Here is a 15716-nt window from a genome sequence, read left to right on the forward strand (position 1 = left end):
GGAAGAATCAAATTTTTTGCATAATTCCAAAGTGTAGTGGTGAGGGTTTAGTATCATAACGTTGGTAACACATAAATTTATAATGGGTAATGTTATTATTGTCTTTCCTTAAAAAATCATTTTAGTTATACTGCAAACCATGAGTCTCAGGCAAAAAATCAAGTTTTTTTCTCTGTCGTTTGTAATTTTATTTTCTCTATGGACTGTATTATCTGGTTACTTTGAGCCGTTTTTTGTTTCTTGTGGGATATTTTCCTCCATATTCACATTGCTTATCTTTAAACGATTAATAAATGCTGAGAGTGCTTTCTGTCAGATCTTAAATCATACAAGTAGGCTGTCACTTTGTAAGTTACTGGTAAGTTATGTACCGTGGTTGATATATCAGGTGATTTTGTCGAGCGTTTATATAACAAAAAAGGTGCTACAAGCTAAACTTAAGCTTGAGCCAATTACCATCCTGAAGAAATGCAAAGGACATAATGACGAGAGCATCATGTTGTTTGCGAATTCAGTCACGATCACTCCTGGTACTTTAACTATCGATGTTATAAAAAAACGACAAACATACCTATCTACCATGTATTTGATAGATAAAAACCTTGAAAGTGGCGTTTCTGAAATAGAGAATCAAGTCTTGAAAATACTGCGTTCACTCAAGTAATTGCTTTAAATAAGTTAACAGCATCCTTATATTCCCTTACTACACTCCCAAGCATTTCTTGTGGAAGGCTATTGCCAACAATAGAGCACAAATAATTGTACAAATCTTCTAGTCTTGATATGTTATTTTTCTTCTTACTATTAAATTTGTGTGGAAAGATGTCTTCCATAATTTCAATAGTAGTAGCCTTATTTAAAAACACATTTTCACTTGTCACACTTATTCTTGCCAGAATAGTATTAATTTCGGGTTCGTTGCTCGTATAAAAATCTGATAGCTGAGCCATTTTAATGACGTATAAGGTTACTATTTTTGACAAGCAATTATCAGCATATTCACAATTTTTTATTACCTCCCACTGAGTAACCTGAGATTTACTTATTTTTGCGTTGTGTGGTAATTTGCTCATTCAATTCTCTCCGTTTAATCCAGTGAATAGATTATACTAATACTTTGTTAAATAAATAATAACGCGATTACAAAAATATATGCTTATACTGATATATTTTACATAAGTGGCATAATTTCTGAACGTTAAAGCCGATTTTAGCGAGATGTATGGTGCTTTAAGCGAGATGTAGAAACCCTGTATAGCAGGTTAATTAATGCACCCTTTTTGCTGTATAAAATAGGTTTTCCTTTTGCGCTGTTTTGTTAATATTAAATTCTCACACTAAATTAATTGTACTACAATGAAAAAGATAAAGCTCGGAGTATTAATTTCAGGCAGGGGATCAAACATGCAGGCCTTGATAAAAGCATGTCAAGATCGCAGTTTTCCTGCAGAAGTTGTATGCGTTATCACAAATAATGGTGAGGCTACTGGCCTAGAAATAGCAAAGCAAGCAGGAATTACAGCGTTTATTGTTGAGAATAAACCACTTGATGTTGATAGAATTCACGAAGTACTAGTGCAACATGCGGTTGATTTAATTTGCCTTGCAGGATTTATGAGAATTCTAAAAGCTGACTTTCTTAGTAAATGGCATAACAAAGTTATAAATATTCATCCTTCTTTACTTCCATCTTTCAAGGGCTTAAATGCTCAAGAGCAGGCTCTGAAAGCAGGTGTAAAAATTACAGGTTGTACCGTACATTACGTTACTCCTGAAGTTGATGCTGGAACCATAATCACTCAAGCTGCTGTACCAGTGTTATCGAATGATAATATTCATAGCCTCTCAGAACGCATTCTAGCTGAGGAACATAAATGTTATGTAGAAGCAGTGAGATTAATAGCAGAAGATATGAATCATTAACCTTGAGTACTTCTTCCAACTTCAACAAAAAACAAATTTTCAGGATCTAGTAAAGAACTTGCCAATGCGTTTACTTCCTCCAGTTTTACATCATTGATATAATTTACAAAGTTATTCATGTAATTGACATCGCGATTGTTTACTTGAATATTATCTAATTTTGCAGCTATGTTATTATTGCTAAATATGGAAAAAACATAGGAATTTATCATGCTCACTTTTGTATCGTTGAACAATTGCTCATCAATTCCTTCCTTTTTTACTCTGCTCAATGTACCTTTTACTGCTGATATAGCTTTGCTAGCAGTGGAGCTATCTGTATTCATATTTCCAGCTATAGCATTCCCATGTTTATTGGGAATAATACTTGCACCAATACCATAAGTAATACCCAGGTTTTGTCTCAGTTCTTTCATTAATATTGAATTTAGTCCCATGCCACCAAGCGCGTTAATTAAGACGCTTGCATTGTAATAATTAGGATCTTCGTAGGCTATGCCTTTTTGAGCAAAAAATATCACACTTTGTGGTATATCCATAAAAATGTTCTTATTTTCTGCAGGACCAAAATCATTTTTTACAGGTATTTTTCTAACTTTCGATCTTTTTGGGGGTAATTTAGATAAATATTTATCTAGTAGTGCACTAACTTCTTCTTTTGTTACACAACCAACAACACTGATAATGATGTTATTCTTAGTAAGATTACGTTTTATGTATGTTAAAATATCATCTCTAGTAATGCTCATTATAGTGTCAAAAGTTCCGTATTCACTTTTTGAGTAAGGGTGCTTTTTAAACAACAACATATCCAATTCTTTGGTAGCAACAAAATAAGGGTTTTTTTCAAGGTTATTAAAATTAACTTTGGCTTTTTCGAAAATTCTATTCAATCCTGCAGAGTCAACTTTAGGACGCATTATAGCGTCACTTAGTAACGAAATTGCATCCTCTAGGTTCTCAGACAAAGTGTTTAATGAAACTCTAAATGCTTCTAAACCAGCGTTAAAGTTTAGATTTATTCCTTTATCTTCAAGCTTTTTTGCAAAATCTTTGGAATCATTTTTTCCTGCCCCTTCTTGAATCACAAGAGAAGTGAACCAAGTAAGTCCTTGTTTTTCTGCATTCTCATACGCATAACCTGCATCTTTGAACGATATATTCAGTGAAACCTTTGGCAAATCACAGTTTTTAATAAATAAAAACTTAAGTCCTTTACGAGTAGTGACCTCCTCTATATTTAGGTTACTACTTGCTTGTAAGTTAAAGCCTAGACAGAAAAAAAGTAGAAATACAAGTTTACTTATCTTCATTATTACCTCCTTTTGGTAGCAAACGACCAATTAATTTATCGGCAGAAAAGATAGTACGGATTTTACTATTTACATCATCTAAATTAACATCGTTAATCTTGCTATATGAAATATCTATTTCATCAAGTGGAATACCGAGTGCTAGGCGTGGTATATAAAATATTGCTATATTAGTTAAGTCAGATAGCTTATCAAATTGTGCTGCTTTGTATTTAGACTTTGCACTTTGCAACTCTTCATTTGTTATTTCTTCAGAGATAAAGTTATTAATAGCATTATCTAGCTCTCTTTCAATAACGTCCAACTTCATCCCGCTTTTTGGAATTATTTCAATATCAATGTAGCCATCACTAAAAGCTAAACCATCATAGTACGCACTTGCTGAAACTGCGATATCTTTGTCCAGAACTAGATCTTCATATAGCTTGCTAGATTTACCACCCCCTAAAATGTCAGCTGCTAAATCAACAGCAAAAGTTTCATCCATGCGCTTAAATAAAGGAACACGATAACGAAAATATAAAACTGGTTCTTTTACTTCAGTGCTTTCTAAAGTTACTGATACATCTGCATTATGGGCTGGGTCTTGATTTGGGTAATGCCTAATTGTAGGCTTGGCTTTAATTTTCCCATATTTTTCTTCTGTCAATTTCACTACTTCATCAAATTCCACATCACCAACAACTAGCAGTATTGCATTGTTTGGGTGATAATAGTTATCATGAAATCTCGTTATATCATCTTGATTGTAAGTTTTAATATCGCTCTCCCAACCAATAACAGATCTGCCGTAGCCAGTACGGTAAAATGCACTATTCATTTCTTCCCATAGCAAACTGTTAGGATTATTATCAAACCTCATCTTCCTTTCCTCTAGCACGATGTTTTTTTCTCTATCTATTTTGTCTTGGGTAACATTAAAGTTGCCCATTCTGTCTGCTTCAACTTCCATTGCCAGTGGTAAGTCTTTTTTGAGGACTAATTCGTAGTAACAGGTATATTCTCTAGTGGTAAATGCGTTAAATTGTGCTCCAATGCTGCTCATAGTCGATTCTATGTTTTTAAATTTTCCTGTAGTTTCAAACATTAAATGTTCAAAGTAGTGAGCCAATCCTGCTTTGCCGATTGGATCATCCATTCCTCCAACTTTATATATTACTGCATGTAAAACAGCTGGAATCCGATGATTAAGGACGACATAGACATCTAATCCATTACTGAGTTTAGCATGTCTTACGCTGTGTTCTATGCTTGTAGCTTTCGAGGAAATTGAATAAGTGAAAAAAAATACGGATAATATAAGAAAACTAAAGAACTTACGAAACATTACTCTAACCTGAAATTAAACCTAAAGCGATAACTTTATTTCTCATTATGCTTAGAAATAAACCTATCATATATGTACCATTTATATAACAATGTGAACATTCCACAAGCTATATATATATCTGCTAAGTTAAAAGCTGGCCAGTACCAGTTACCAATATGAAAACATATGAAATCGTATACAGCTCCCCAGTAGATCCTGTCAACTACATTTCCAATTGCTCCACCAATCATCAAAGAAAAACCAAGACAAGTTAATTTATCATTAGACTTATATACCAAGTATGCAAGTACACCGATTATTAGTGTTGAAAATGCTGAAAAAAAGAGGTCGCTATATGGTAAAGTGCTGAACATTCCAAAACTAATGCCTGAGTTCCATACCTCAACTAGCTTCATAAAATTAGAGACATTAATTGATTCCCCTTCATCAATCAATGAATTTATATAAAGCTTGCTCATCTGATCAGTTAATACTATAATCAATATAATAATCAAGCATAGTTTTTTCATAAGTCTGTCCTCAACTGGTAAGCCTCGAATATATCATGATTTATCTGTTTTGTTAATTCGTCAATGCTATGGAATCTTTTTTCTGACCTAATGAATTTTAAAAGTTGTATATTAACCTTACGGTTGTATACATCTTTATTGAAATCGAATATGTGCATTTCTATTATTGGCCTTTTTAAATCCTTGAACGTAGGTCTCATACCAATGTTAACCACTCCGTATAACCAATTTACTCTGCTATCAAGAAATAACGCTCTAGCGTAATATGTACCAAATTTAGGTTTTATCATGCAGTCTTCTATTGGAATGTTTATAGTTGGAAATCCTATTTCTCTACCTCTACACGCACCTTTTGTCACAACACCAGAAACTTGGTAAGGCCTGCCAAGCAACTTATTAGCAATTTCTATTTCGCCTTTTTGCAAATATTCTCTAATTGAAGAAGAAGAGCAGATTTCTCCATCGATAATCAATGGTTCTAATCTAGTCAGAGAGTATCCGTACGTTTCAGAATATTTCCTTAGAGTTAATGTATTACCCAATCGTTTATGACCAAAAGTACAACTTTCTCCAACAACTATGTGTTTAGCATTATATCTACCTATCAAAATATTACTGATGAAGTCGTCACAGCTTACTTGAGCAAAATCTTTATTGAAATCAATACTATATAAGTAATCTATGCCATAGCTGCTGATTAGTTCCTTTTTTCGTTCTTGGTTTATCAATCTAAAATTGTTCCTGTTAGATAAGATAGTTAATGGGTGAGGCTCAAAGGTTAAAATTGCAGAGGGTAATCTTCTTTCCTGCGCTGTTCTCTTTAGAGTAGAAATTGCAAATCCATGTCCTAAATGAACGCCGTCAAAATTTCCAAAAGTTAATGCTACGTTGTTCTCTATCCCTTGATCAAAATCATAAACAATTTTCATACAATTTGATATTTTATAAATATTTCTTATATAATAACTGTATTTTATAAACTGCGGAGATAAATCGTGAAAAATACTAAAGGAAAGGTCGTGATATACGTAAAGCAGCACTGTCCGTTCTGCAAGAAAGCAAAAGAGTTGCTAGATCAAAAAGGTGTGAAGTATGAAGAAATCGATGTGCTCAAAAACTCAGATTTGTTTAATGAAATAAAATCAAAATATAACGTTAAGACAGTTCCACAGATCTTTATTAACGATGAGCATATCGGAGGGTGTGATAAATTAATGGATCTTGAAAGAGAAGGAAAGTTGGATGATATGTTAAACAATGATGAAGATCACACTAATGTTACAACCTATACAAGCAGCAATGATGAATATGAAAAATGTGTTATATCACACGATGATTTTATGTAATTTCTTGTCTCGCTTTCATTGTCATGTAATGCACGAGTGAAAAACTAGTATGCTCACTTAAGCGATTTTTAATGGATTAAAAATACAATTCATTTAGTGAGTTTTTTTAGTGGGCGAAAATGACAAAAAATATTTCAATTGTTAGCAAAAACTTAATTAGTATTGAACTAGTTAACAAACAAGATTTAGAAAATTTCATCAAAATCTTTACGGTACTTGATAAGCATATAGCAGCTAAAACACTTTTTGCAGAAGAAGTGAGAATAGAGTATAAACAACACGATAGCATAGAGGTTGTTGATTTACTAAAAAGTTCAGGCTTTACATATCATGATGTTGAAAATGTATTACATCACTTGAATAAACATGGAATGAAGGTATCAAGCAGCGTTACAGCATGCGCTCTCTTTTCTGCATACAATAATGCACTTGAATCTAAAGATGTGGCATTTTCCTTGTTTGAGGGTTCTCCACAATTTAACATTAGAATAAATAAAAACGCCTTCATAATAATCCCTATGAGTGAAGAGAATTTGGAGTTGGATTCACAAAATAGCAGAATGTTTATAGAGTTGTTGAAGAGCGAGAAAAGTATGTATGATTGTATAGTAAAAGAAAATACTATTAATGTCGTAGTACATTCTGAAATGCACCAAGCCATAAATTCGATTATAAAATCACTGATAAAATCTTGCCTTTTAGCGCAAGAAGAAGAAGTAAAGCTCAAAGAGAGATTGAGACAACTTGCTTTTAAAGATCAAGCTTTTGTTGAGTATTCCAGCATCAAAACTATCAATAGATACCCACATAATCATCCATTGAGAAAGTATGAAGGTATTACTAAGGGCATAGAAAACATTCTATGTAATTTTATAACAAATGAGAACAGTGAGTCTGCTATAGAGCAACTAAATAGGCTGAGCTTAGAGATTTCTCCAGATACTCCAAGAATCATTACTAAAACTATAGATAAACTTGTCAAGTTCCACTAAATATTGTGGGAGCTTTGCATTATTCTCCGTTATTCCAGCGTTGCTTGCTGGAATAACATCAAAGAGTTCGGGTTAGAAAGTAGATCTCTTACATAACCCGCTTTCTTATGGTAATTTTAGCATTAAGGCTTGCTTGCGCTTTTCCCAAGTATTCTGTGGTTGCGTTTTTCCTAAAAATTCCTTACCATAAATTGGTTATGCAGGAGATCTAATCAAGCTTTTAGCTCCTCAAACACTTCGCTTGCTCTATTTAGAATGGAATCAGGAAAACCGGCAAGTTTTGCCACATGTATTCCATATGATTCATCTGCAATACCCTCAACCACTTCATGTAGAAAGATTACCTCTCCATCCCATTCTTTTATTTTCACACAAAAGCATTTTACGTTTTTTAAGTATTCACCTACTTTAGTTAATTCATGATAGTGAGTTGCAAAAATAGCGCGGCATTTATTTACATCGTGAATATGTTCAATTACCGCCTGAGCAATAGATAAGCCATCATATACTCCCGTGCCCCTGCCAATTTCATCAAGTATCACCAAGGAACGATCTGTTGCCTGATTGACTATCGTTGCTGTTTCAATCATCTCCACCATGAAGGTGGAATAACCTGCTGTTATATTATCTGTTGCGCCAACCCTGCTGAATATCTTATCAATCACGCCAATATGCGCACTATCTGCTGGTACAAATGATCCCATGTGAGCTAAAATTGCAATGAGAGCGTTTTGCCTCAAAAAAGTGCTTTTTCCCGCCATATTAGGCCCTGTAATTAGATGTATACCAGCTAAATTGATGCTGTTTGCAATAAACTTATCGTTAACTTCAACCACTGGGTGTCTTCCACCACAGATGTTGAATTTTTTGCTATCGTCAATAATGGGTTTTACATAATTGTTTTGCGCTGCAAGTTCTGCAAATGCGGTTCTGATATCAAGTTTTGCCAAAGCATTTGCAGCAAGAGCGATCTTCTCAGATTCTTTGGCAATTTTACTACATAGTTCGCCAAAAATTTTTATTTCTAAGTTAATCACAGCGTCACGTGCCGTAAGAATTTTATTTTCTAATTCTTTCAATTCATTAGTAGTATAGCGCATACTATTTGCTAGGCTTTGCCTATGAATAAATATGTCCGAAGTTATTTTGTGATTTGCTGATACTTCAATGTAATAACCAAGTATGTTGTTGTGTAATATTTTGAGTGCTGCAATGCCAGTTAAATTGCGATAAGATTCACGGAGTTTAGTAATCAGTTTGTTACTGTTATTTAATACATAGGATAACTCTGATAATTCTTGGTTATATTTTGGATCGATAAATCCTCCTTCTTTTGCGGAATTGAGATTGTTATCAAGTACAGCACTGCTAAGAAGCTTAAATAGGTCTCTATGATTGCCAAGGCTTTTGTGTATTGTACTGAGTTCATTTTCGTCACTGCTTGTAATCTGAGCAGTGGACACAGGCTCTTTTTCTCTGGGTTCCAGTGTTAAACACTGGAATGACATCTGATGGTTAGCTGTTGGTTTTTCATGTAAATGATAATTATGTAAGGTAGACAGAAATTCGGATAGCTCAAAAGTTTTTCCAAGGCCGATTTTTAATAAATTAATATCTTTCGGTGAACCACGTCCTAGCATCAAACGCGACAACGATCTCTCAATATCTGGAATGCTAGAGAGTATTTCCCGTATTTTTTTGCGTGACTCATAATTATTTACAAAAAATTCAACAGTGCTAAGCCTCAAATTGATTGCTTTAGGACAAGCAGGGGGTGATGCGAGCATTTGTTTGAGCAAACGTCCACCAGAAGCTGTTACTGTATGATCAACAACTGAGATCAGTGAGCCTTTTTTTTCACCAAATTGAGTTGAAAATAACTCAAGATTCCTCCTTGCTGAAGCATCGATGAGCATAAAACTTTGTTGCTTATAAGGCTTTGGCAACTCAAGTCTTGGAATGGAGCCCCTTTGCGTTACTCTAACATATTCAAGCAGCGCACCACACGCCATAACTTCCACCTTGCTAAAATTTCCTATAACCCCAAGTTCTCTAACTTTGTAAAATTCGCATAGTGTTCTGTGGGATTTGTTATACTCAAAAAAGCTCTGTGCATGCTGCGTGATCGATATTTTATAATTTTTTAAAATTGACCTGATTTTTTCGTCCTCAGTGAGCTTTTCAGAAATCAATAATTCTTTTGGTGATATACGTAGTAAATCACTATCTAGAGCTTTTAAGTTCGTTAAAGTGTGACAAAACTTTCCTGTTGACAATTCAAGCCAGCTAACAGCATATTCCTCATTTTGCTCAACTATGGATGCGAGATAATTATTGCTTTTATCCTCCAGCAGCGAATCTTCGATAATTGTGCCTGGAGTTACAATTCGCACTACGTCACGTTTTACTATGGATTTATAGCCTCTTCTTTTTGCTTCATCAGCAGTTTCTAACTGGTCACAGATTGCTACTTTGAATCCTAAATTTATTAGCTTGTGCAGGTAAGATTCGCTACTATGTGCTGGTACTCCACACATTGGTATATCCTGCCCACACGAATTACCTCTCTTAGTGAGCACTATATTCAGCAACTTCGCAGCTTTAATGGCGTCATCGAAAAACAATTCATAAAAATCTCCCAGTCTATAAAACAACAGATGATCTTTATATTGGGCTTTTAGGCTCAAATATTGCTCCATCACAGGAGTGTTTTTTTCTCTTACGAAACTCATTTAAATATATTGTATTAGTTCACTACACGTGTGAAAATTTAAGCAGAGGTCTACGCAAATTCTTAGGAATATGTTCTGTAGTTCCCTCTATACTAAAATTATATGGAATTTCAGCTTTTTGAAAAGCCTAAACTGCGAATTTTGCCACACTAGTAGCAACTGGAGAAAAAAAGCATCCTCTATTTTCGTTTTTGACTTTTTTGAAAATAATGTATACTATAAAAATAGTGTGCTAGTTGAATGAATGGATATTAAAGGATCACCATCAGGTAAGCTGGTTATAAGGCATTTATACCCAATCTCTTAACACCAAAATTTGAATAGGACGATAATAGCCTTTCTAGATATTTTGGGCATGTTATCCAGAGCATACGCGTCAAGTTAAGGAAATACTGCCAAATATAGCAACATTTAAAGTGGGTATTTTGTTTGTTACATTTATTTTTTGGGAAATTTTGATCTAAAATAAGATAATTCTTTTAGAAAAATCTATAAATTACCAGCTTTATTACTTAATATCTAAAATAACTTTTACCACCTTTCTTTTTCCTTATGCCACTTTTCTTTAACTTGACGCGTATGGTATGACGAACTGCGCCCCAGCGTTACGTGCTGGGATAACAAGAAGGAACGTTGGGATGACAGGAAAGAATGCATATTATCATGCAAGAAATTCACTGAAATTTTGAAAAATTTAATCTACTTCTGTATTCAAATATATCAAGCAGTAATTCAAAATCAGCAATTGCGCTTTTTGCATTATTATACGCGAGGTTAAGTAGTTCCTTGTCCTTACATAAATCAGCAAATTTAAATTCCATGCATCCTGACTGTTTTATACCTAAAATATCTCCGCTGCCTCTTAGCATCATATCCTTTTCAGCAATGTAGAATCCATCTTGTGACTCACACATGATCTTTAATTTTGAAGATGAGCTTTTGCTTAGATTATCGTATAACAATACACAAAAAGAGGGCTTACTCCCTCGCCCTACCCTGCCTCTTAACTGATGTAATTGTGATAACCCAAATTGTTCTGCATTTTCTATAATCATAATGGTTGCATCCGGTACATCTATACCAACCTCTATCACAGTAGTTGCAACGAGGAGAGAAAATTCATGCCTTTTGAAGGAAAACATAACTTGATCTTTCTGCTCTTGAGTTAATTTTCCGTGTATTATTCCAACTTTATCAAAAAATGTTTTTTGTAATTCCTGAAAGCGCATTTCTGCTGCAGCAATATTAAGCTCTTCGTTTTCTTCTATATATGGACAAATCCAATATGCTTTCTCGCCCCTATTTATAGCATCCTTCAGTTTCTCAATAATATCTGGTGCTCTCTTAACGTTCATAATAACGGTTTTTATTGGCAATCTGGATTTTGGCTTTTCTCTCAAGATTGAACACTCAACATCGCCATACATGGCTTGTTGCAAAGTTCTTGGGATTGGAGTTGCAGTAACAAAAAGTATGTCGGTATTTTCTCCTTTCCCTACTAAGCGATTTCTCTGCATCACTCCAAATCGCTGTTGCTCGTCTATAACTGCAAGTCCTAAATTTTTAAATGTAACGTTAGCTTGAAACAGCGCATGAGTACCAATCACTATATTTAAAATACCACTTGCAAGTTCGTTCATGATAATCTTTCTTTCCTTGCGCGTAGTTTTGCCAGTAAGCAGAGCAACTTTTATATCAGTGCAAGATAAAGCCTCTTCGATCCAATTATAATGTTGCTCCGCCAAGATAGTAGTTGGTGCCATTAGAGCTGCCTGCATGTTATTTTCCACCACACTCAGCATCGCAAAAAGTGCAACTACAGTTTTGCCACTACCAACATCACCTTGCAGCAAGCTTACCATGCGGTACTTGGATTTTTGTCTCTCTGAGATTTCATCTACTGCACGAATTTGATCATTTGTTAATTGAAATGATAATCCACTCAAGACTTGTTCTTTATATTTGTTGGATATTGTAAACTCTCTTCCCCTTTTTTTTACGTGATTTTCTCTTGCAAGTTTCAGCGCTAGCTGATACGCAAACAATTCGTCATAGGCAAGCCTTTTCCTGCAAACTTCCGCTTCTGCCAATGAGCTTGGTCTGTGCAACTTTATGATACTTTCTCTCCAGCTTAGCCATTTTTTTTGTTTAATTAACGTGGCATCTATCCACTCCGGCAAATCAGGCAGCCCTTCTAGATTAGAGCATATCATGTTTCTCATGCTCTTGTTAGTAATGCCACGGCATAGTTGGTAAACCGGCTCTATGCAAGCTATTTCTTCAAATTGGCTAATGTTAAGCGATACATAATCTGGGTGAGTAATTTGCCAATGTTCAGCAAATTTTTCGAGTTTTCCACTGATGATTACATTGGCTCCGATTGGAAATAATTTATGCAGATATTTAACTGAGTAATTAAAAAAAACTATAAATAAATACTGACTTTCACTTTCGACGATTATTTTATATGGTCTGCCCCTAAAAGTGGGAGGCTGATGTTCATAAACCTTTGCCACGAAAGTTGTAAGTTCTCCAACTTGAGCATCAAGTAGTGACTTGCTTCTATCTACATAACTGAGCGGCCTATAAAACAACAGGTCCACCACTTTGTCCCCACCACAAAGTTTAGGCAATATCGCAGAATGAAACTTAGGCAGCTTGTCATTTAGGAAAGCCAGTATATCTGATTGCTCATCGAGACTCATACATGTGTAAAATTGTTTGTCCATAATAGAGCTTTCTTAAAATTCTGTCACCTTATGGTCAAGCTATTTATTATTATATAGCTATATTTTTATTGACTTATTAATCATTTTCATGTATTATTGTACTATATAATAGTCTATATCGAGATATTAGTAGTGAGTAGCTCTATACAAGAAGAAAAGGAAAATCCAGTAGTTACGCTAAGGGCTCAAGCATATAATTTCAATTTTAACATGCTGAGGGCTAGTAAAGATAATGCTAAAGCAAACTCTGGTGATCAGGCTTATAGAGACATTGATAGAATGGATTTTATCATTCATGATAAAAGTGTAGACAAAATCTTAATTAAAGCAGTGATAAACAGAGATAAGGAAGAATTTGATAAGATTTGGGAAAAATATTGTGAAGGTCCAGAAATTCCTAGTGATAAAAAAACTGATCAATATAAAGAAGAGATTAAAAAATTTTACGATTTAGGCAAAGAGCACATTCACCTATTACCGAAGGAAGAAACCGGAAATTATCGTCCGTTTGCAAAAGAAGTTTTTAAGGAAATGTTCAAGTATACTGGAACGAAGGTTCCAAGTGATTCTATCTTAGAGGAACTGGTTACCAATTGTAATCAAGCAGGGTATGAAGCTGCTTTATTTACAGAAGTTGTCTTTAAACTCAATAGTTATGATTTAACGTCACACAATCCTGTAAAAGTGATGAATATTGACTGCATTGATATAAATCACATAACAGTAAAATCTGATATGGTAATACCTGTAGTTAAATTTGATAATCCTGAAGAAAAGTTAAGCAAGTTGTCCAGCTCACTAGAATTCACGCTTGAATCTCAAGATGGGAAAGATGGCGTAACATATACAAATGGCAATTTGTTACTTACTGTTCCTCGAGAGTTGAAAAATTACAAAGTTGGTGATAAAAATTTATTTAACATTATTAAAGAGTATTTCCAAAAGTTTTGCGAGAAGTTAGGATTTAAATTTGAAGTAGAAATAGAGCACGATTTAGGCGATCCGATGGAAGTGAAGAGCAGTCTGGAAAATGTAGAACCTCCTGTTCATGGTAATGAACATGGAAACGCACCTGGGCCTGGAGACTAACGGTTAAAATATCTCAATCCCTGTCAGCTTGTTTGCGCAATTAATCACTTCAGAACTCGGAAATTGATTTTTAAACCAAGTGTATTGGCGCTTTGCGTAGTGCCTCGTATTGGTTTGAGCAATTTGTATTGCTTCATCTAAATTGATCTCACCTTTTAAGTATTTTATAATTTCTGGCACTCCGTGTGCTTTCATAGCTGGCAAATGTGGAGCTAGGTTCATGCTAAGTAGCTTTTCTACTTCATCAATTGCTCCATTTTCAACCATTGTAATAAAACGAGAATTTATTTTTCGGTATACATCTTCACGTTTAGGCAAAATTGTGTATACCTTAAAATTATCGAACAAGGGAGGCTGTCTATTCTCTTGCCATACGAAAATTGACTTGCCAGTTTCGATGATAACTTCAAGTGCCCTTGAAAGACGATGCGAGTCATTCATGAATATTTTATCCTGAATTCTTGGGTCTTTGCTTAGCACTAATTTGTAGAACTCCTCTTTACTTAAATTTTCCCTGAGCTCACTTACATTTTTTCTCACTTCCTGACTTGCTTGCGGAATTGATGATAAGCCCTTGATTAAGCTGCTGATGTAAAGCCCGCTTCCTCCAGTGATGATGGGTACTTGTGAACTTTCTAGCGCGTTATTGACTTCCTTCTTCAAATCTTCTAACCACAGACCCACGGAATAATTTTCCTTTGCCGAAACATAACCATACAGTTTATAGAACTCTTCTTGCTTTGGTGGTTGAGCGGTAATTATGGGAATTTCTTTATATACCTGCTTTGAGTCACAATTTATTATACCAATATTCCCATATTTTTCCACCAGTTTACCGCATAATTCTGATTTACCTGAAGCCGTAATTCCTGTAATAATTACTATATTATCTCTCATTTATATTAATTTAATTAACATATGATAGGGTGTAGTAAAAATTTGGATTCTACAATCTAAAATTTGGAGATCTTTATGGCAGAAAACAACGACAATAACTCATTTACTAAGCGTTTTACAAACAGGACTCCTAATGATACAGGAGGAGGTTTCTCTAGTAAGTATTCGTCTCAAAACACAAAAGAACGTGCACTAGGAGAAAAAGGAAAAATTTCTGAATTAGCAGGCAAAAAAACTGAACCAAAAGAAGCTTTTTCTGAAAGTGGCGGCATAAAAAGTAAAAGTAGAACTGTCAATGAGAGATCCTTTGCTGATGCGACAAGAAGAAGCAGATCAGATCTCATATATTTAGTTCGTGGTAAAGATCGCGGAAAGTCAGCATGGCACTATGTGTTAGTTGATAAAGATAAAAGAGAGATGTTTCTTGCAAAAAGCAGAACTGGCTCCATGGATGTTGCAGATTATGGAGAAATTCTATATTCAGGATGGGGAGAAGATCCACCACAAGAAATCGTTGATAAAATCAATGAAGAGTTTGGGCTATAGCAGCGAGTTCCACATTTACAAAAGCCAGCAATTTCTGACAAAATTCATCATAAGTAGCTATTTAATTGCTTAAAGCCGGACCCAGTAGAAAGAAAGGAGTTCTTTTGGGTAATCTCTTGCTTCCAACCCTTCCACCTGGGTAAGGTACACCAAAATCTCAGTTTACGTTAAATCATTTTCTGCAACCAACTGAAAAGGTAGCTAGAAGACAGCTGACTATAACATTAGAAAGGCATCTAGCTGGCTGGCTTATAAATAAACCAATCATTTCCCTATTCTTAGCAAAAGAAAGTGGTGTTTTACCATTATT

At 34.7% G+C, this 15716-nt stretch carries 14 protein-coding genes; 6 read left to right on the plus strand and 8 right to left on the minus strand.

The window, feature by feature from the left end; all coding sequences use genetic code 11:
• Positions 1–139 precede the first annotated feature (139 nt).
• Complete coding sequence (locus tag HET73_RS02375; RefSeq protein WP_174132865.1) at positions 140–664, plus strand: Na+/H+ antiporter subunit E; 525 nt, start codon at positions 140–142, stop codon at positions 662–664.
• Here HET73_RS02375 and HET73_RS02380 read toward each other — a convergent pair.
• Positions 657–1073: a hypothetical protein gene (locus HET73_RS02380; protein ID WP_174132866.1), complete on the minus strand. Its 417-nt coding sequence runs from the start codon at positions 1071–1073 to the stop codon at positions 657–659. The two genes, HET73_RS02375 and HET73_RS02380, sit on opposite strands and share 8 nt — an antisense overlap.
• A gap of 283 nt (positions 1074–1356) precedes the next feature.
• Here HET73_RS02380 and purN point away from each other — a divergent pair, with 283 nt between their 5' ends.
• Complete coding sequence (purN, locus tag HET73_RS02385) at positions 1357–1923, plus strand: phosphoribosylglycinamide formyltransferase (RefSeq protein ID WP_174132867.1); 567 nt, start codon at positions 1357–1359, stop codon at positions 1921–1923.
• On the opposite strand, the gene HET73_RS02390 is transcribed toward purN, so the two are convergent.
• The 4 genes from HET73_RS02390 to ribF are packed head-to-tail and all read right to left on the minus strand — an operon-like array spanning position 1920 to position 6004.
• A complete protein-coding gene (locus HET73_RS02390; RefSeq protein ID WP_174132868.1) occupies positions 1920–3236 on the minus strand; it encodes a M16 family metallopeptidase in 1317 nt (438 codons plus the stop codon). The two genes, purN and HET73_RS02390, sit on opposite strands and share 4 nt — an antisense overlap.
• Positions 3223–4563, minus strand: a complete 1341-nt coding sequence (locus HET73_RS02395) for a M16 family metallopeptidase (RefSeq protein ID WP_174132869.1) — start codon at positions 4561–4563, stop codon at positions 3223–3225. Before HET73_RS02395 ends, HET73_RS02390 begins: the two co-directional genes overlap by 14 nt.
• 35 nt (positions 4564–4598) lie before the next feature.
• Complete coding sequence (gene lspA / locus HET73_RS02400; protein ID WP_174132870.1) at positions 4599–5075, minus strand: signal peptidase II; 477 nt, start codon at positions 5073–5075, stop codon at positions 4599–4601.
• Positions 5072–6004, minus strand: a complete 933-nt coding sequence (gene ribF, locus HET73_RS02405) for a riboflavin biosynthesis protein RibF (RefSeq protein ID WP_174132871.1) — start codon at positions 6002–6004, stop codon at positions 5072–5074. Before ribF ends, lspA begins: the two co-directional genes overlap by 4 nt.
• Before the next feature lie 66 nt (positions 6005–6070).
• Here ribF and grxC point away from each other — a divergent pair, with 66 nt between their 5' ends.
• Positions 6071–6421, plus strand: coding sequence for a glutaredoxin 3 (gene grxC / locus HET73_RS02410; RefSeq protein WP_174132872.1), 351 nt, complete (start codon positions 6071–6073; stop codon positions 6419–6421).
• Between the two features lie 119 nt (positions 6422–6540).
• Positions 6541–7413, plus strand: coding sequence for a hypothetical protein (locus HET73_RS02415; protein ID WP_174132873.1), 873 nt, complete (start codon positions 6541–6543; stop codon positions 7411–7413).
• Positions 7414–7625: 212 nt separating this feature from the next.
• Here the strand turns inward: HET73_RS02415 and mutS are convergent, their stop codons facing one another.
• Entirely contained in the window at positions 7626–10145 is a 2520-nt protein-coding gene (gene mutS / locus HET73_RS02420) for a DNA mismatch repair protein MutS (protein WP_174132874.1), read from the minus strand.
• A 674-nt stretch (positions 10146–10819) separates the two neighbouring features.
• Positions 10820–12850: an ATP-dependent DNA helicase RecG gene (recG, locus tag HET73_RS02425; protein WP_174133354.1), complete on the minus strand. Its 2031-nt coding sequence runs from the start codon at positions 12848–12850 to the stop codon at positions 10820–10822.
• Between the two features lie 156 nt (positions 12851–13006).
• On the opposite strand from recG, the gene HET73_RS02430 reads away from it, so the two are divergent.
• Positions 13007–13963, plus strand: a complete 957-nt coding sequence (locus tag HET73_RS02430; RefSeq protein WP_174133966.1) for a hypothetical protein — start codon at positions 13007–13009, stop codon at positions 13961–13963.
• 3 nt (positions 13964–13966) lie between these two features.
• Here HET73_RS02430 and miaA read toward each other — a convergent pair whose 3' ends face one another.
• Positions 13967–14860, minus strand: coding sequence for a tRNA (adenosine(37)-N6)-dimethylallyltransferase MiaA (miaA, locus tag HET73_RS02435; protein ID WP_174133967.1), 894 nt, complete (start codon positions 14858–14860; stop codon positions 13967–13969).
• Positions 14861–14935: 75 nt separating this feature from the next.
• On the opposite strand from miaA, the gene HET73_RS02440 reads away from it, so the two are divergent.
• Complete coding sequence (locus HET73_RS02440; protein ID WP_174133968.1) at positions 14936–15406, plus strand: hypothetical protein; 471 nt, start codon at positions 14936–14938, stop codon at positions 15404–15406.
• Positions 15407–15716: the final 310 nt, after the last annotated feature.

The organism is Wolbachia endosymbiont of Atemnus politus (genome assembly GCF_013309895.1).